Annotated in this window: 15 protein-coding genes; 8 read left to right on the top strand and 7 right to left on the bottom strand. The window is 64.0% G+C overall.

Annotated features, from left to right (window positions below):
- The first annotated feature begins 4 nt into the window (after positions 1-4).
- From QM801_RS10095 to gmk, 6 genes are all read left to right on the top strand, one after another.
- Entirely contained in the window at positions 5-1,177 is a 1,173-nt protein-coding gene (locus QM801_RS10095; protein ID WP_415019077.1) for an MFS transporter, read from the top strand.
- 179 nt (positions 1,178-1,356) lie between these two features.
- A complete protein-coding gene (locus QM801_RS10090; protein ID WP_415019076.1) occupies positions 1,357-1,593 on the top strand; it encodes an acyl carrier protein in 237 nt (78 codons plus the stop codon).
- A 132-nt stretch (positions 1,594-1,725) separates the two neighbouring features.
- Positions 1,726-2,991: a beta-ketoacyl-ACP synthase II gene (fabF, locus tag QM801_RS10085; RefSeq protein WP_415019075.1), complete on the top strand. Its 1,266-nt coding sequence runs from the start codon at positions 1,726-1,728 to the stop codon at positions 2,989-2,991.
- Between the two features lie 26 nt (positions 2,992-3,017).
- On the top strand, positions 3,018-4,454 hold the full coding sequence (mltG, locus tag QM801_RS10080) for an endolytic transglycosylase MltG (protein ID WP_415019074.1): 1,437 nt from the start codon (positions 3,018-3,020) through the stop codon (positions 4,452-4,454).
- Between the two features lie 409 nt (positions 4,455-4,863).
- Complete coding sequence (locus QM801_RS10075; RefSeq protein ID WP_415019073.1) at positions 4,864-5,751, top strand: YicC/YloC family endoribonuclease; 888 nt, start codon at positions 4,864-4,866, stop codon at positions 5,749-5,751.
- Positions 5,752-5,755: 4 nt separating this feature from the next.
- Positions 5,756-6,397 carry a guanylate kinase gene (gene gmk / locus QM801_RS10070; RefSeq protein WP_415019072.1) on the top strand — a complete coding sequence of 214 codons (642 nt, stop codon included), beginning with the start codon at positions 5,756-5,758 and terminating at the stop codon, positions 6,395-6,397.
- Here gmk and rsmA read toward each other — a convergent pair.
- From rsmA to QM801_RS10050, 4 genes are read right to left on the bottom strand one after another with little or no spacing between them, the layout of a single operon-like run.
- Complete coding sequence (gene rsmA, locus QM801_RS10065; protein WP_415019071.1) at positions 6,360-7,223, bottom strand: 16S rRNA (adenine(1518)-N(6)/adenine(1519)-N(6))-dimethyltransferase RsmA; 864 nt, start codon at positions 7,221-7,223, stop codon at positions 6,360-6,362. The genes gmk and rsmA overlap by 38 nt on opposite strands.
- The gene (gene pdxA, locus QM801_RS10060) at positions 7,220-8,239 is read right to left on the bottom strand and encodes a 4-hydroxythreonine-4-phosphate dehydrogenase PdxA (RefSeq protein WP_415019070.1); all 1,020 of its coding nucleotides are present in this window, start codon (positions 8,237-8,239) and stop codon (positions 7,220-7,222) included. The genes rsmA and pdxA overlap by 4 nt, the downstream gene beginning before the upstream one ends.
- Entirely contained in the window at positions 8,229-9,206 is a 978-nt protein-coding gene (locus QM801_RS10055) for a hypothetical protein (RefSeq protein WP_415019069.1), read from the bottom strand. Before QM801_RS10055 ends, pdxA begins: the two co-directional genes overlap by 11 nt.
- A gap of 21 nt (positions 9,207-9,227) precedes the next feature.
- On the bottom strand, positions 9,228-11,483 hold the full coding sequence (locus QM801_RS10050) for an LPS-assembly protein LptD (protein ID WP_415019068.1): 2,256 nt from the start codon (positions 11,481-11,483) through the stop codon (positions 9,228-9,230).
- A gap of 258 nt (positions 11,484-11,741) precedes the next feature.
- On the opposite strand from QM801_RS10050, the gene QM801_RS10045 reads away from it, so the two are divergent.
- Together QM801_RS10045 and QM801_RS10040 are read left to right on the top strand one after the other, a co-directional pair.
- The gene (locus QM801_RS10045; protein WP_415019067.1) at positions 11,742-13,244 is read left to right on the top strand and encodes a leucyl aminopeptidase; all 1,503 of its coding nucleotides are present in this window, start codon (positions 11,742-11,744) and stop codon (positions 13,242-13,244) included.
- On the top strand, positions 13,244-13,696 hold the full coding sequence (locus QM801_RS10040) for a DNA polymerase III subunit chi (protein ID WP_415019066.1): 453 nt from the start codon (positions 13,244-13,246) through the stop codon (positions 13,694-13,696). The genes QM801_RS10045 and QM801_RS10040 overlap by 1 nt, the downstream gene beginning before the upstream one ends.
- 3 nt (positions 13,697-13,699) lie before the next feature.
- On the opposite strand, the gene nhaA is transcribed toward QM801_RS10040, so the two are convergent.
- Genes nhaA through QM801_RS10025 form a run of 3 tightly spaced genes read right to left on the bottom strand, consistent with a single transcriptional unit; the run spans position 13,700 to position 18,039 of the window.
- On the bottom strand, positions 13,700-14,881 hold the full coding sequence (nhaA, locus tag QM801_RS10035; protein WP_415019065.1) for a Na+/H+ antiporter NhaA: 1,182 nt from the start codon (positions 14,879-14,881) through the stop codon (positions 13,700-13,702).
- On the bottom strand, positions 14,865-16,181 hold the full coding sequence (gene nhaD / locus QM801_RS10030; protein WP_415019064.1) for a sodium:proton antiporter NhaD: 1,317 nt from the start codon (positions 16,179-16,181) through the stop codon (positions 14,865-14,867). Before nhaD ends, nhaA begins: the two co-directional genes overlap by 17 nt.
- A complete protein-coding gene (locus QM801_RS10025; RefSeq protein WP_415019063.1) occupies positions 16,174-18,039 on the bottom strand; it encodes an ABC-F family ATP-binding cassette domain-containing protein in 1,866 nt (621 codons plus the stop codon). The genes nhaD and QM801_RS10025 overlap by 8 nt, the downstream gene beginning before the upstream one ends.
- Positions 18,040-18,151 lie beyond the last annotated feature (112 nt).

Genomic DNA, 18,151 nt, shown 5'->3' with positions numbered 1-18,151 from the left:
CTGGTTGCTTGGCCTGACGCAGATCGTCGGCTACGGCTCGCTGTACTATTGCTACTCCATCCTCGCGGACGACATCGCCCGCACCTTCGGCTGGACGGAAGCAGGCTTCTTCGGCGTCTTCTCGCTCGCACTTCTCTGTGGTGCCTTCGTTGCACCCTTCGTGGGCCGCGCCATCGACCGCTTCGGTGCGGCGCGCCTGATGAGCCTCGGCACGGTGCTGAGTTCTCTGATGCTCTCGATCACGGCACTCGCCCCCGGTCCCATCACCTTTTCTGCGGCGCTGATGGTGATGCAGGTCGTCTCCTGCTTCGTGCTCTATGACGCGGCCTTTCCCGCCCTCGTGCAGATGGCGCCGGAGAAGGGCCGCCGCCGCATCGTGCATCTCACGCTGATCGCCGGCTTCGCTTCGTCACTGTTTTGGCCGCTCACCAGCTGGATCGATCATTACGTCGGCTGGCGCATGACGCTCGCCATCTACGCCATCGTCAACATGGCGGTCTGCCTGCCCATCCATCTCACCGTGAACCGCTGGACGCGGCTCATCCTGAGCGAGGCGCGCACAAAGCCGCCCGTGGCCGAGCCTGCGCCGCAACACGCCATGGTGCCGCCAGACCAACTCGGCACCGCCATGTGGCTTGTGACGGCGGGCTTTGCCTTCTCCAGTCTCGCGCTGTCGGCGGTGCTCTCGCAGATGGTGCCGCTGCTGCAGGCGCTGGGCTTCGGCGCGGCGTCTCTCGCGGTCTCGACACTCTTCGGCCCGGCCCAGGTGGCGGTGCGCTTCGGCAGCCTCATCTTCTCGGGTCAGCGCCATCCGCTCACGGTCGGCATGTTCGCGCTGACGCTCCTGCCGCTTGGCCTTCTGGTGGCGGCGCTGGGCGCGCCTGCCTTCGCCGCTGCCGTCACCTTCGTATTGCTGGTCGGGCTCTGCTCCGGCCTAAAGAGCATCGTGCAGGGCACCGTTCCCCTCGTTCTTTTCGGAGCCAAGGGCTTCGGCTCGCGCCTCGGCCTGATGGCCGGCTTCCGTTATGCCAGCGGCGCTGTGGCGCCATTTCTGTTCTCGCTGGTGAGCGGCTCCACCAATGCCGCCGCCGCGGCAATCGTTTTCGCCGGTCTCGGGCTTCTGGGGGTGGCGGCGCTGTGGCTGGTGCGGCGCAAATTGCAACCTGTGACAGTTTGACCACTTTGGATGCCCGGGGGATGATCCTTTTCGTTTGTCAAGACGCTGGATTTCCTCCGCATTTTTCTCCCTTTTAACGCCAAGCAGAACTGTGCTAGTTACCGCCGGCGGCTTGAGGGGGACCCCAGCGAGGTGTCCGGACCGCCAGGGCGTGAGAACAGTTATTAGGACAATTGCACATGAGCGATATCGCTGAACGGGTTAAGAAGATCGTTGTCGAGCACTTGAGCGTGGACGGCGACAAGGTGAAGCCGGAAGCCAGCTTCATCGACGATCTTGGTGCCGACAGCTTGGACACCGTTGAACTCGTGATGGCCTTCGAGGAAGAATTCGGCATCGAAATTCCGGATGATGCCGCCGAAACCATCCAGACGGTCGGCGACGCTGTGAAGTTCATCGAAAAGGCCCAGGCCTGATCGGTGCCCCCGGCATGACCGTGCCGGGAAAGTCTATTCGCGGAAACGCGGGGGCAGGGCGTGAAAATCCTGTGGCCCCGCGTTTTCCTGTTGCGTCGTTCGATGTGAGAATTTCGATCAAGAGGAAATGACATGCGGCGAGTGGTCGTCACAGGTATGGGTATTGTGTCTCCCCTGGGAACGGGCGTGGAGACGACGTGGTCCAACATGCTGGCCGGCAAGTCCGGCGCGGGCACCATCACGCGCTTCGATGCGTCCGATCTGCCCTCCCGCATCGCCTTCGAAGTGAAGGAAGGCGACGGAACCAACGGCACGCTGAAGCGTGACGACTGGATCGACCCCAAGGACCAGCGCCGCTACGACGACTTCATCCAGTTCGCCCTCGTTGCCGCCAAGCAGGCGATGAAGGACTCGGGCCTCGAGCTCAAGACCGAGGACGAGCGCTACCGCGCCGGCGTGCTCGTCGGCTCCGGCATCGGCGGTCTCACCGGCATCCAGGACACGACGCTGCTCATGGCCGAGAAGGGCCCGCGCCGCGTCTCGCCGTTCTTCATTCCGGGCTCGCTGATCAATCTTGCAGGCGGCCTCATCTCCATCAACTTCGGCCTCAAGGGCCCGAACCACGCCGTGGTCACGGCCTGCGCCACCGGCACCCATGCCATCGGCGACGCGGCCCGCATCATCGCCGTGGGCGACGCCGACGTGATGGTGGCGGGTGGCGCCGAGTCGGCCATCTGCCGCATCGGCATCGCCGGCTTCATCGCCTGCAAGGCCCTGTCGTCCGCCTTCAACGATACGCCCGAAAAGGCCTCGCGCCCCTATGACAAGGACCGCGACGGTTTCGTCATGGGCGAGGGCGCGGGCATCCTCGTGCTCGAGGAATACGAACACGCCAAGGCCCGCGGCGCCAAGATCTATGCCGAAGTCATCGGCTACGGCATGTCGGGTGACGCCTATCACATCACCGCGCCGTCGGAAGACGGCGACGGCGCCTTCCGCTGCATGCAGGCCGCCATCAAGCGCGCCGGCATTTCGGCTGGCGAGATCGACTACATCAACGCCCATGGCACCTCGACGCCGCTCGGCGACGAGATCGAACTGCGCGCCGTCGAACGCCTGATCGGCAACAATGCCGCGCGCGTCGCCATGTCCTCGACCAAGTCGGCCGTCGGCCATCTGCTGGGTGCGGCAGGCGCGGTCGAAGCGGTCTTCTCCCTCCTCGCCATGCGCGACAACATCTGCCCGCCCACCCTCAACCTCGACAATCCGTCGGTTGAAACGGCGATGGACCTCGTGCCGCACACCGCGAAGAAGAAAGAGATCAACACAGTTCTGTCCAATTCCTTTGGTTTTGGTGGCACCAACGCCTCATTGATTTTCCGCCGCGTCGCGGCGTAGACTGACGGGGCGAGAGGGGCCCCGACTTGAACACATCGCCGATCAAATTGCCCGGCAAAGAGAAGCGCAAGCCGCGGGGATCCGCCGTGGGGCGCGTGCTCGGCTGGCTCTTCGCGCTGTCGATCATCTCGGCGATCGTGGTGGGCGGCCTGGGCGCCTGGCTCTATGCGCGCTACACCGCACCGGGCCCGCTGCAGCAGGCAACCATTGTCGACATTCCCCGCAACATGGACCGCATCCAGGTCGCCAACCTGCTGCATGACAAGGGCGTCGTCAGCGATCCCGTCACCATGGGGATCGGCGTCTATGCGCAGGCGGTGCGTGGCGCCGGAATTCGTGCGGGTGAATATGAATTCCCGGCCAACGCCTCCATGGCCGAGGTCTTCAACATCATGGCCTCGGGCCGTGTCGTCATGTACAAGTTCACCGTTCCCGAAGGCTGGACCAGCGAGATGGCTGTGAACCGGCTGAAGGAGCAGGAGCCGATGACGGGCGATGTCGCCGTCATTCCGCCCGAAGGTGCTGTCATCGCCAACACCTATCTCTATCCCCGCGGCAAGAGCCGGCAGGAACTCCTCGACGAGATGATCAAGGCGCAGACCGCGCTCGTCAACGAGATCTGGGCCAAGCGCCCACCCGACACCATCCTCAAGGACGAGAACCAGATGGTGACGCTCGCCTCCATCGTGGAGAAGGAAACCGGCAAGGCCGATGAGCGCCCGCGCGTGGCCGCCGTCTTCCTCAACCGCCTCAAGGCGGGCATGCGGCTGCAATCCGACCCCACCATCATCTATGGCCTCGTGGCGGGGAAGGGCAAACTCGACCGGCCGATCACGCAGTCGGACCTCGACAGCGACACGCCCTACAACACCTATCGCATCAACGGCCTGCCGCCCGGACCCATCGCCTCGCCGGGCCGTGACGCCATGGAAGCGGTGATCAATCCCGCGCCGGTGAATGACCTCTACTTCGTGGCCGATGGCACGGGCGGCCATGTCTTCGCGGCCACGCTGGAAGAGCACAACGCCAATGTGCGGAAGTGGCGCGCCATCGAGTCGGGTCAGGCCCAGCCGCCTGCCGCCCAGGCTCCTGCGACAGCCCCGGCCACAACTTCGGCCACGCCGGCACCGACGGCACCTGCCGCAGCGGCTGATACGGCAGCCCCGGCCGATGCTCCCGCCCAGCCTGCGCCGCAGCAGGCCGTTCTGCCGGATGTTCCGGAAGACCAGCCTTCCGCACCTGCGCCTGCAGCACCTGCGCCTGCTGCCCCGGCGAATGATGCGGCCGCAGTTCCGGCTGCTCCGGCTGCCGATGCCACCCAGGTGACCGGCAACACCACGCCGCCGGCACCGGCCCAGGAGGCGGAGGCTGATGCCGCCGCCACGACGCTGAAGCCCGGCACCCTCGTCAAGGTGGGCAAGACCCTCGTGCCGATCCCGGCCCTCAAGAAACCCAAGCCCTGATCTTTCAGGTGTCCGTCACCGCGAATGCGGGGGGCCCGGCTTTCCGCTTGCCAGACACCCAAAGCTGGATTCCGGCTCGCGCGCGACATCTCGCTGCCGCTCGATCAGGTGCTGCGTCCGGAATGACGGGTTAGGAGAATATCTGTTTCTGAGCCGTCACCCCCGCGAAGGCGGGGGCCCAGCTTTCCCCTTCCACAACGCCCAAAGCTGGATTCCGGCTCGCGCGCGACATCTCGCTGCCGCTCGATCAAGGCGCGCGTCCGGAATGACGGTTTGGAGGTAAGGCTGGATTCGGAGGGTGGCCCACCCCCGGTTTCCGCCCCTTTCACCACGCCTGACCCACCTCGTTCCCTTGGCGCTGCCGATGCGCTACCAGAGGTGCATCCCTACCTGATTCAAGGCGTTTTTCATGACCATCACCTCCATGACCGGCTTTGCCCGGGACTCCGGCAGTCTCGGTGACTGGTCGTGGCAATGGGAGCTGAAGAGCGTGAACGGCAAGGCGCTGGACGTGCGTCTGCGCCTGCCGCCGGGGCTCGATCATCTCGAAGGCCCGGTGCGCCAGCGCATCCAGAAGGCGATGAAGCGCGGCAATGTCCAGATCGGCCTCACGCTCCTCAACAGCAACACCCGCGAGACCGTGGCCGTGAACCAGACGCTCCTCGCCGAACTCACCGCCATCGCCCAGCGCCTGCAGAACGAGATCGGCTCGCCGCCCTTGCAGGCCGAGGCGCTACTCGGCCTCCGCGGCGTGATCGAGCCGGTCCGGAGCGAGGTGAGCGAAGAGGAATCGGCCGCCCGCGATGCGGCGCTGCTTGCAAGTTTTGACCGCGCACTTGACGCGCTGGCAGCCGCCCGCGCCGAGGAGGGCAAGCGGCTTCATGCGGTACTCACAGAACAGTTGCAGCGGATCGCAAGCCTTGCCGCAGCGGCCCGCGACAATCCCGCCCGCTCTGCAGATGCCATCCGCAAGCGGCTTGGCGAACAGGTGGCGCGCCTCATGGAAGCGGGCAACGGCTTCGACGAACAGCGGCTTCATCAGGAAGCGATCCTCGCCGCCACCCGCAGCGACATTCAGGAAGAGCTAGACCGGCTCTTCTCCCATGTGGAGGCGGCGGGCGAGCTGCTCTCGTCCCGCGAGCCCATTGGCCGCAAGTTCGATTTCCTCGCACAGGAGTTCAACCGCGAGGCCAATACCCTGTGCTCGAAATCCATCGACCGCAGCCTGACGGCGATTGGCCTTGACCTCAAGACCGTGATCGACCAGATGCGCGAGCAGGTCCAGAACATCGAGTGACGGCATGGCGACCCTGACACATATTCACCGGCGCGGACTTCTCTTCGTGATGTCCTCGCCTTCGGGCGCGGGCAAGACCACGCTCTCCCGCAAGCTTCTCGCTGCCGACAGCAACATCACCATGTCCGTGTCGGTGACGACGCGGAAGCCGCGCCCCGGCGAGGTGGATGGCAAGGACTATCACTTCATCACGCCGGACCGCTTCGACGCCATGGTGCAACAGAAGCAGCTTCTCGAATGGGCCACCGTCTTCGGCAATTCCTACGGCACCCCGCGCGCGCCCGTGGAACAGGCGCTGGAGCAGGGCCGCGACGTGCTCTTCGACATCGACTGGCAGGGCACCCAGCAGCTGGCCCAGAACATGAAGGACGATCTGGTGCGGCTCTTCATCCTGCCGCCCACTGCCGACACGCTGCGGGAACGCCTGATCAAGCGGGCGCAGGATTCCTCCGCTGTCATCGCCAAGCGCATGGCGGAGGCCAATCACGAGATCAGCCACTGGCCCGAATATGACTATGTGATCGTCAATGACGATGTGGAGCACAGCCACCGCATGGTGACGGCGATCCTGACGTCCGAGCGCCTGCGGCGCCACCGCCAGCTTGGCCTTACGGATTTCGTCCGTGAGCTGACGAAGAAGCTCTAGCCTCTACGGCCAGACGCGCAAAGTCGTTCACCGCCAGTTCCTCGGCCCGCGCCGTTGGCGGGATTGCAAGCCGCAGCAGAACCTCTTCCGGAGCCGTGAAGACCTCCTTCAGGCTTTGCCGCAGCATCTTGCGGCGCTGTCCGAAGGCCGCTGCCGTGACCCGCTCCAGCACCTTCACGTCACAGGCAATCTCCGGCGTTTTCGGCAGAAGCTGGACAATGGAGGAGGTGACCTTGGGTGGCGGCGTGAAGGCGCTGCGGTGCACGTCGAACAGCTTGTGCACGTGGCAGCGCCACTGGCACAGCACCGACAGCCTGCCGAAGTGATCGCTGCCGGGCTTCGCGGCAATGCGCTCGGCCACTTCCTTCTGGAACATCAGTGTGAGCGAGGCATACCATGGCGGCCAATCCCCCGTGGTGAGCCAGCCCGTGAGGAGCGGCGTTCCGATGTTGTAGGGCAGGTTGGCGACGATTTTTGCGGGGCCCGTCACAAGTGTCGCCCATTCCACCGCCATGGCATCTCCCGCAATCACGGTGAGGCGGCCGGGATAGGCGGCTTCGATCTCGGCCAGTGCGGCCAGCGCCCGGTCATCGCGCTCCACCGCTATGACGCGTGGCGCCCCTTCCATCAGCAGCGCGCGGGTGAGACCGCCCGGACCCGGCCCGATCTCGACGATCGTGCAATTGTCGAAGGGGGCGGCGGCGCGGGCAATGCGGCGCGTGAGGTTGAGATCAAAGAGGAAGTTCTGGCCCAGCGATTTCTTGGCGGCGAGGCCATGGCGTTCGATCACCTCGCGGAGCGGCGGCAGGCCGTCGTCAGCGCTCATGACACCGTCTTGGCGCTGTTCGTCGCCATGTCGCGCGCAAGCCGGATGGCAGCGATCAGGCTCTCCGCATGGGCTTTCCCGGTGCCTGCAAGGCCAAGCGCCGTGCCGTGATCGGGCGAGGTGCGGATGAACGGCAGGCCGAGCGTGACGTTGACGCCGCCGTGGAAATCGAGCGTCTTCACCGGGATCAGTGCCTGATCGTGATACATGCAGAGAATGGCGTCGTAAGTGGCGCGCTCCTGAGGGAAGAAGGCGGTGTCGGCGGGGAGGGGGCCCCGTACATGCAGGCCCTCGGCCTGCAGACGGCGGATCGCCGGGATGATGGTTTCGATTTCCTCCCGGCCCATGCTGCCGTTTTCGCCCGCATGGGGATTGAGGCCCGTGATCGCGATGCGCGGCACGGTGATGCCAAAGAAGGTGCGCAAAGCCTGATCGGTGACCCGCGCCTGGGCCTCGATGGCCTCGCCCGTGAGCGCGCGCGGCACATCCTTGAGCGCGATGTGGACAGTGACGGGAATGGCGCGCAGTCCGCCTCCCACCAGCATCATCACCTCCGAGACAGTGTGGCCCCGGCGTGTGGCGAGGCTGGCGAGATAGTCCGTGTGCCCCTGATGGCTGAAGCCCGCAGCGTAGAGCGCTTCCTTCTGGATTGGGCAGGTGACCATGCCGGAGGCCTGTCCGGCAAAGCAGTGGTCGACCGCCTCGTCGATCGCCGCAATCACCCACGGGGCGGTGGCGCTGTCGAAAGCGCCAGTGCGGGCGGCGGGGGTGAGTGGACGGTGGAGGACGGGGAGCGCCGTTGCGAAAGCCTGTTTCGCCTCCTGTGGCGCGGCGATGGGGCGTGCGGGAACCTCGATTCCTGCCGCCGCACAGCGGGCGGCGAGAAAGCCGGCGTCACCGATCAGATAGAAACAGGAAGAGGGATCGCCGTGCAGCGCGGCCCATGCCTTCGCCGTGATCTCCGGCCCGACACCACCGGGCTCACCGGGGGTCAGGACGAGTGGCTCAGTTGGCATAGGAAGGATCGCGATATTCGATCATCAGGTTCTTGCGCAGCAGGATGCCGTATTTCTTTTCGATCGCATCGAACTTTTCATTGAGCAGCGCCGTCTTCACCTGATCCCTCGTCGGCAAGGTTGCCTTGGGCATCTGCGGCGTCACTTTCCGCGTGCCGCAGTATCCCCACATCTGAAGCCCGTTCGGATTGCGGAAGGGGCCGATGGCCGCACCCACGCCCGCCTGCTTGAAGGCGGCTTGAAGTTGCGGCGGAATGCGGCGGCTGTCGGCTTCGATCTTCTTGCCGATCTTGACGTTGAAGATGCCGGACGCGGCCGATTTGGCAGAGGCGCAACCCTTGAACTTCGAGGCGAACTGCTGCGTGTCGGCGGCGCGCGCCGTGATGAAGTCGGGGCTGTCTACCGGGAAGTTGATTTCCAGAATCTCGTAGACGGTGACGGGCTGCATCCGCGGGTCGGCCTTGATCTTGGCCAGCTGGCTGTTGATGCTGGCCTTCACCTCATCCATCTTGGCGTCGACCTCCGCATCGCTGACTTCGACGCGCTCCTGGTACTTGCCGGACAGCAACCTGTTGAAGGCAATCTGCGCCGCCACATACTGGCGCAACGCGGAGAGGGAAATGCCCTGTGCCTTCAGCTTGGCCTTGAAGCCATTCATGTCGGTCTTCATGCCCTTGGCCAGTCGGTCGACGCGTTCGTCGATGTCCTTCTCCGTGGCCTCGGCCTTGTACTTCTTGGCTTCTTCGATCTTGGCAATGTCGCCGATGATACCGTCCAGCGCCTGCTTGCGGGTGAGCGCGACATTGCCGCCCAGCAATTTCCAAAGGTTGATGCGGGCGTTGACGTCGTAGCTGGTGATGGGCTGGTCATTCACCGTCACCAGAACCTTCAGGTCCTGAGCCTGCGCGGCAACCGGCGCTGCGAGGCAAAAGAGGACAACAGTGAGTGCCGTAAGAATACGCTTCATTTCAGGATTCCTGGGGCTTCCTCAGAAGCCGCTGGAGAAGCTGGTTCCACCCAGCGTGGCAAGGTCGATCGACATCATGATCCGGTGGTCCGTCTTGTTGGTGATGTCGTCGTCGGCGCCGGTATAGGCCAGTTTGAAGTTCATGCATTGGCAATCGAATTCAACGCCGATCGTCCGCCAATCGACATTGGACGTTTCAAGGTCGTAGCGCAGGCCGCCGAACAGGGACCAGCCGTCGGCCAATGCCAAGCTGCCGTCTGCCTGCACCCACTGTTCATCCAGCGGACGGCCGTAGGCCGGTTCCGCGTTGATGAACGCGTAGCCGAGATTGCCCGAAAAACTGTCGAAAGTGAGGCCCAGATTGGCCTGCTGCCGGTTGATGCGGGAGAGATCTTCTTCGGCCCGCACTTCATAGCTCAGGTTGAAGAGGCTGACCGGTTGCACCAGGATGGCGGCCACCAGATCCGACTGGCTGCCTTCCAGGCCCGATCCCGAAACGAAGCTGTTCTTGCCCGCAATGTGGAAGGACTCGCCCATGCTGGCGCGGGCGAAGCCGCCGTTGTCGCCAAGGAAGGTGTAGGTCAGGCCGACGTTCGCCCGGGTCCCGCCCTCGAAGCGGTCCATGCCTGTGAAGCGGTCTTCGAGGAACAGGCTGCTATGATCGAAGTTCAGGGTGATCGCGTCTTCGTTGCCGATGTTCTTTGTGTCTGTCTCGTCGCTCGCGGAAATGATCTGGAACACCGGCGAGATGATGCTCTGGCCGAAGGCGTAGTTGGCCATGAACGGATAGCGCATGTCGAAGCCGGCCGACGGCAGGATGCGGCTCACCGTATCGTTGTCATCAGTAGAGTCAGGCAGATTCTCCGTGACGGTGATGTCGCTGCGTACGCGCGCAAACGGGGTCATCACGAGGCCGGCATCGGAAATGAACTGCGACCGCCAGCGCGCTTCGCCGACGGCGCGGGTCTGCTGCGTGCCGTGATTGAAGTCCGGATCAGCGGAGTCGCGCCACAGCGCGTAGCTCGTCCACTTGAAGCTCAACTCGCCGCCCAGAACCTCTTCGTTGAGATAGGTCTCGCCACTCACATAGGGCAGGGAGGGCATGTATTGCTGGTCGATGCCGCTGGAGAGCGAGCGGAAGTTCAGCGCCTGGGCGTTGACATAGGTGCGGTCCCAGAGGCCCAGCACGTGAACATTGTTCTTGGCGATCTCGCGGCTGTCATAATCGTAGTCGTCGAGGAAGGTGCGGTCGCTTGTCAACGTACCGTCCCAGCCCCAGCTCCAGCGGTCGTTGATGTGGAAATCACCGGTGGTGCGGGCCGCACCGCGGACCTTGGATTGATCGGTCGCCTCGTCCGGGTTCATTTGATATGCGCCATAACCCGTGACGTCATACTCGCCGGAGGCCAGACGGTGGCGCCATTCAGCCTTGCCCACCGGTCCCTGCTTGCTGGTCACTCGCGGCGTGATGGTGAGGTCGCTGTTCGGCGCCGTGACAATGAAATACGGAACGTCCACACCCACGCCATAGGTCTTGCCCCGGACGAAGGACGGCGCGAGGAAGCCGGTCTTGCGCTTCACGCTGGGATCAGGGTGAGACCAGTAAGGCGCTGCCAGCACCGTGTGACCCGCGATCTTGAGGCGCGGATGGGTGTGGTGCAGCATCTTCTCGTTGGCGTCGTGGATGGTCTCATCGGACGTCAGTTCCCACAGCGGTGCGCCGCTCTTGGTGCGGCAGTCGTAGCAGGCGGTGTAACTGGTATGTTCGAAGATCGAGATGCCGTTTTCCTGGCGATGCATGTATTGGGCTGTGATCGTCGCCCGGTTGGTAAGCAGCGCCTTCACGTGGCGTGCAAACACTTCCTTGAACTTGTTGCGGAGTTCAAGGGTTGCGGACTCCATGAGGTTGCCGTTCGGCTCACGCAATTCGACGGAACCGTTTGCTTCGAAAGCCCCGGTCTTCTGGTTGTATTTCACCTTGCTGGCGTTGAGCACGTAGGGACCGTAGGTGATGCGCACGTCGCCTTCGGCGGTGGCCACATCGGTGCGCGGATCGTAGGTGACGCGTGCGGCATCGAAATCCGCGGGTGTACCCTTGTCCGGCTTCGAGGTGACCGGCGGAATGAGCGGCACTTCCTCGATGGCGAAGGCCGGAGTGGGAAGACTGACTGCGGCAAAAGCTGCTGTCGCGGCGGCCAGACACGCTGCGGCAACGCCCCGGAGCAGATACGCCCGGAGGTCCGTCAGGTCATCCTGATGGGCCAAATTCTTCCGCAACACCCACATCCCAGCCATTCACGAACAGTTACAAAACATTAAAGGATTTCCCCCCGTCAGGGAAGCGTCGAAATTAACCGTGGATAGAATTCCGCAATGGCGCCGTCGTGACCTCAATCGGGCGCCAACCTTACACGGTTAAGTTTATGTTAACGTGTGCCGGATCTGGGTCGGCCAGTTGCCGCCGCACATCCGGCACGGTAAGCGGAAATCACCATAGCAGATTCTCCTTTCCCGACCTTACCTGGAAAAACTCTCATGAATTCAAGCCTGAAAATCAGTTTCGACCGTCCGGCCCTGCCCAAGTCCGGGGTCCTCGTCGCCTTTGCCAGCGAAGGGGGCACGGGCGGCGCCGTGCTCGGCGCCCTGGCAAGCCAGCTCGACAAGGCGGCGAAAGGGCATGTGACCCGCGCCATGAAGGCGGCCGGTTTCGAAGGCAAGAAGGAACAGGTGCTGGACATTGTGGCAGCCGGCGGCGGCCTCGACCGTTTGATTCTGATGGGGCTCGGCAAGCCTGAGTCGGTTACGGCCCGCGAGATCGAATTCCTGGGCGGCGCCATTGCCGGCACGCTGCAGGCGGCGAAGGCCAAGACCGCTGCGGTTGCACCGCTCCACGGCTTGAAAGGGCTGAGCGAAGGAGAAGGCGCGGCACTGCTCGCATCCGGCGCGTCGCTCCGCACCTATTCCTTCTCCGCCTACAAGACGAAGAAGAACGGCAAGACCGCGCTCGAGAGTCTCTCGCTCATGACCGCCGAGGCCGCCGCCGCGCGCAAGGCCTTCCAGCCGTTCGAGGCGATTGCCGCCGGCAACCATCTCGCCCGCGATCTGGTGAACGAGCCCGCCAACATTCTCTCGCCCGTCGAGTTCGCGTCCCGCGCCAAGGCGCTGGCCAAGGCCGGACTGCAGGTCGAGGTTCTCACGCCTGCACAGATGAAGAAGCTCGGCATGAACGCGCTGCTTGGCGTGGCGCAGGGCTCCGAACATGAAGCGCGTCTCGTGGTGATGCGCTGGAACGGCGGCAAGAAGAACGAGGCGCCGCTCGCCTTCATCGGCAAGGGCGTCACCTTCGACACGGGCGGCGTGTCGATCAAGCCTGCTGCGGGCATGGAAGACATGAAGGGCGACATGGCAGGCGCCGCCGCCGTCACCGGCGTGATGCTGGCGCTCGCCCGCCGCAAGGCGAAGTGCAACGTGGTGGGCGCCATCGGTCTCGTCGAGAATGCCATCGACGGCAAGGCGCAGCGCCCCGGCGACATCGTGAAGTCGATGTCGGGCCAGACCATCGCCGTGCTCAACACCGATGCCGAAGGCCGCCTCGTGCTGGCGGATGTGCTCTGGTACATCCAGGACCGCTTCAAGCCGAAGTTCATGGTGAACCTCGCCACGCTCACGGGCGCCATGATGGTGGCGCTCGGCAAGGAATACGCCGGCATGTTCTCCAACAACGACGAACTCTCCACCCGCCTTGCAGCAAGCGGTGCTGCGACGGGCGAGAAGGTGTGGCGCATGCCGCTTGCACCCGAATACGACAAGCTCATCGACCACGACGTGGCCGACATGAAGAACATCGGCGGACGCTTCGGCGGCGCCATCACGGCGGCGCAGTTCCTGCAGCGCTTCGTGAACGGCGTGCCGTGGGCGCATCTCGATGTCGCGGGCACTGCGATGGATTCGGTGAAGTCGCCGATCAACCAGAGCTGGGCTTCGGGTTGGGGGGTGCGTCTCCTCAACGATCTCGTCGCGCAGAACTACGAGGGCTGATGGCCGAAGTCTGGTTCTACATGCTGGAACGCGAGCCGGTGGACGCAGTGCTGCCGGGTCTGCTGGCGCGCGGCCTGCAAAGGGGATTGCGGCTCTCGGTTCAGTCGAACGACGTGGAGGCGCTGAAGCTGCTTTCGGACAAGCTCTGGGCTTATGAGGACGTGGCCTTCCTCGCCCATGGCGATGCGTCAACGCCGATGCCGGAGAAGCAGCCCATCTATCTCACCACAGCCGAAGACAATCCGAACGGCGCCACCTTCCGCTTCTACATCGCCGGGGCAGAACCCCTGGCGATGGACGGGCTTTCCCGCGCCAGCATCATGTTCGACGGCAATGATGCGGCGGCACTCGATCACGCCCGCGCCCTGTGGCGGCGCTTCAGGGGCGAGGGCCACGAGATCAGCTACTGGAAACAGGACGAGAGCGGCCGCTGGGTGAACCAGGCGGCCTAAAATTCACCTTTCGTTGTCGACCTTGCCGGGCCACATGATGAGGAAACCGAGCAGGATCGAGAGCAGTGAACCGCCGACCACCCCCACCCGCACCTGCGCGCCGAGTTCGCTTTCGGCGAAAGCGAGCGAGCCGATGAACAGGCTCATGGTGAAGCCGATGCCGGCAAGACACGAGACCCCGAGCATGTAGCGCCAGTTCACACCCTGCGGCAGTTTCGCAAGTCCGGTCGCCACCATCAGCACCACCGCCAGCATGATGCCGCCGGGCTTGCCGAGGGTGAGGCCTGCGATAATGCCGAGCGGCACGTCCGCACCGAGGTTGGCCCAGGAGAATCCATCGAGCGGCAAACCGGCATTGGCAAAGGCGAAGAGTGGCAGAATGGCGAACTTCACGTAAGGATGGAGCGCGTGCTCGAGGTCATGGAGCGGTGAGGAGTCGTTCTTTCGCTTCAACGGAATGAGGAGTCCGAGCGCCACGCCGGCGAGCGTTGCATGCACACCCGACTTCAGCACGAAGAGCCACATCAGAAGCCCGACAAGAATGTAGATGCCGATGCTTTCGCCGCCCATGCGGTTGTAGATGACGAGGGCGGCGAGGCAGGCAAGCCCGCCGATGAGCGCGAAAAGCGAGAGCCCGCTCGTGTAGAACAACGCGATGATGATGATCGCCGCAAGGTCGTCGAACGTGGCGAGAGTCAGGAGGAAGATCTTGAGCGAGAGCGGCGCGCGGTTGCCGAGAAGTGCTAACGCACCCAGCGCGAAGGCGATGTCGGTCGCGGCCGGAATGGCCCAGCCGCCCAGTGTCGCGGCATTGTTCCAGTTCACCCAGGCGTAGATTCCTGACGGCACGATGATGCCGCCCAGCGCTGCAACGGCAGGCAATACGATCTGCGACGGCGTGGAGAGATTGCCCTCCAGCACCTCGCGCTTGATCTCGAGGCCGACGAGGAAGAAGAATACCGCCATCAGGCCGTCGTTGATGAAGTGATGCAGTGACTTGTCGAGCGTCAGGTCGCCGACGCCGATCCGCACCCGCTCTTCGAGGATGTGATGATAGGTGTCCTCCAGCCCGAAGTTGACCAGCAGGATGGCGAAGGCCGCGGCGCAGGCAAGCAGCAAGCCGCCCGTCGCCTCGTGCTCGATGAACTGGGCGATGCGCGAGAGGGACTTAGAATTTTGCCGCATTGAGCACCATGTGGGTGATGATGCTGAGAGCATAGCCAAGGGCGACGGCCCACGTCCACTTGAGATGGCTCATGAAGGTGTACTTGCCGTGGGCATGGCCCATCAGCGCCACGCCCGCTGCCGAGCCGATCGAGAGCAAGCTGCCGCCCACGCCGGCGGTGAGCGTCACCAGCAACCACTGGCCGTGCGACATCTGCGGATCCATGGTGAGGATCGCGAACATGATCGGGATGTTGTCGACGATGGCCGAGAGGATGCCCACCGTCACGTTCGCAGCCGTTGCGCCCCACTGCGTGTAAAGGTACTCGTTGGCGAGCGCGAGATAACCCATGAGGCCAAGGCCGCCCACCGCGAAGATGATGCCGAAGAAGAAGAGCAGCGTGTCCCACTCGATGCGCTCGATCTGCTTGAAGGAGTTCAGCACCATGTCGGTGTTCTCGGCGCGCTTGCCGCGCTGCTGCAGCATGTAGGCCCAGACCTGCAGGTAACCGAGCCCCAGCATCATCCCAAGTGCCGGCTGCAAGCCAAGGAAATTCTTGAAGCAAACGGCCGTCACGATGGTGAGCGCAAAGAGCACGGCAACACCGAAGGCACCGGGCTTGGCATGGATGCGTTCGGCGGGAGCAGAGGGTTTGCCGCCGGGCAGGGCGAAGTGCATGAGGAGGGCCGGCACCAGCCAGTTCACAAGCGAGGGAACGAAGAGCGCGAAGAATTCGAAGAAGGAAACCTTGCCCTTCTGCCAGACCATGAGCGTGGTGATGTCACCGAAGGGCGTGAAGGCGCCGCCTGCATTCGCCGCCACCACGACGCTGATGCAGGAGAGTGCCACGAAGCGTGGCGAAGCGACACCGACCGCCAGCACCACCGAACCCATCACGAGCGCCGTCGTGAGATTGTCGAGCACGCCCGAGAGAAAGAAGGCGAGGATGCCGGTGATCCAGAACAATTGCCGGTAGGAAAGTCCGCGCGCGGTCAACCGTGTACGGATCACTTCGAAGACGCGGCGCTCTTCGAGCGTGTTCACATAGGTGATGGCGACAAGCAAGAAGAGGAAAAGTTCGCCATATTCTCCGATGGTGTGGGCGGCAGCATCATGCGCGACCTGCGGTGCGCCTGCTGCCGTGTAGGCAAGGCCGATGAGGAACCAGATCAGCCCCGCGGCCACCAGCACGGGCTTCGATTTGCGGAGCTGTGTCGTCTCCTCGAGGATCACCAGCAGATAGGAAATCGCGAAGATGGCAAGCGCCGCATAGCCGATCCATGAGCGGGTAAGATCGATGGTGGCGCCCGCCTCAGGCATCCGCGGTATCCTCCTGCAGCATCAGCCATTCCATTTCGGCTGATTCCAGATCGCCCGCAAGCTTGGTGCGGAGCCTTGCGAAATCCGCCGCCTTTTTGGGCTCCTCGCTGTAGATGGTGTGATCGGCGAGCGCCTGGTCGAGCACCGTGATCTTGTTCTTGATGGTTTCCATCCGCTCCTCGATCTCGCGCAACTGCTTCTGCAATTGCTTCTGCGGGCGGGGCGCGGGCTTTGCGGCGGCGGCTGCAGCGGGCGGCGGTGGAGCGGCAGGCGTGGCGGCGGGCGCCACCTTGCGCTGGCTCAGCACCTGTTCGGAATAGGCATCGAGATCGCCGTCGAACACACGCACCGTTCCCTTGTCGACGAGCCAAAGCGTGTCCGCGCAGGTTTCGATGATATGACGGTCGTGGGCGATGAGGATCACCGCACCCGCATAGTCGTTGATCGCCATGATCAGGCTTTCGCGGCTGTCCATGTCGAGGTGGTTGGTGGGCTCGTCGAGGATGAGCACATGGGGCGCATGATAGGTGGCGAGCAGGAAGAGCAGCCTCGCCTTCTCGCCGCCCGAAAGCGTGGAGCACTTGCCGTCGGCCAGCGTGGCGCCGAAGCCGGCGGCACCGAGCCTTGCGCGGCGGTCGGCAACGGAGGCATCCGGCATCAGCTCGGTGATGTAGTCGTACGGCGTGCGGCCATCGGCCAGTTCGTCCATCTGGTGCTGGGCGAAGTAGCCGACACTCATGCGCGGCGCGGTCGCCATGCTGCCGCCGCTCGCCTTCAGCTTGCCGATGAGCAGCTTGGCGAAGGTCGACTTGCCGTTGCCGTTCGAGCCCAGCAGCGCAATGCGGTCATCCGGGTCGATGCGGAGCGTCAGGTTGCGCAAGATGGTCTTGCCGGGTTCGTAACCCACGGCCGCCTTGTCCATGGAGACAAGTGGCGGCGCCAGTTCGCGCTCGGGATTGGGGAAGTGGAATTCGGCGATGCGGTTGTCGATCACCTCGGCGATGGGCTCGAGCTTGGCCAGCGCCTTCAGCCGGCTTTGCGCCTGCCGCGCTTTCGAGGCCTTGTAACGGAAGCGGTCGACATAGGCCTGCATGTGGGCGCGCTGCGCTTCCTGCTTCTTGCGCAGCTTCTGGTTCAGCGCCTGCTTCTCGCGGCGCTGGCGGTCGAAGCTGTCATAGTTGCCCTGATAGAGCGTGAGCTTGCCCTGATCGAGATGCACGATGCCATCCACCACCTGGTTCAGCACGTCGCGGTCGTGGCTGATCATCAGCACGGTCGAGGGGTATGACTTGAGGAAGGTCGTGAGCCACACCGTGCCTTCGAAGTCGAGGTAGTTGGTGGGCTCGTCGAGGAGCAGCACGTCCGGATGGCCGAAGAGGGCTGCGGCCAGCGCCACGCGCATGCGCCAGCCGCCGGAAAGGGCGGAGCAGGGGCCCTGCATCGCGGCATCGGAAAAGCCGAGACCGGAAAGAATGGCCGCCGCCCGCGCCGGGGCGGAGTGGGAGCCGATGTCAGTAAGCCGGGTCTGGATCTCGGCGATGGCGTGGGCATCGGTCTCGTGCTCGGCCCGGGCCAGAAGCTCGGCGCGCTCCACATCGCCCGCCAGCACTACCGAGAGGAGCGAATCCTCGCCGCCCGGCGCTTCCTGCGCCACGGTGCCGATGCGGGCATTGCGGAGCGTGTTCACCGTGCCGGTCTCGGGCGAGAGCTCGCCCAGGATGATGCGGAAGAGGGTGGATTTGCCGGTGCCGTTGCGGCCCACGAGGCCCACACGGTGGCCGGTGGGGATGGCGACACTCGCATCCTCCAACAACACCCGCCCGCCGATCCGATAGGTTATCCCTTGCACGTTCAACATGGCCGCACGCTTTAGCGAGGCGGCACCCGGAGGGCAAATCCGCATATTGCGTTGACACCGTCCATGTTGCGGTGCACACATTCTGAGGTGCGCTCTTCAATTCTTCCCGCAG

Source organism: Aestuariivirga sp. (assembly GCF_047600585.1).
In the GTDB taxonomy this organism is placed as follows: domain Bacteria; phylum Pseudomonadota; class Alphaproteobacteria; order Rhizobiales; family Aestuariivirgaceae; genus Aestuariivirga.
The sequence above is the reverse complement of the archived record's forward strand: the minus strand, read 5'-3'. Positions and strand labels throughout refer to the sequence as shown.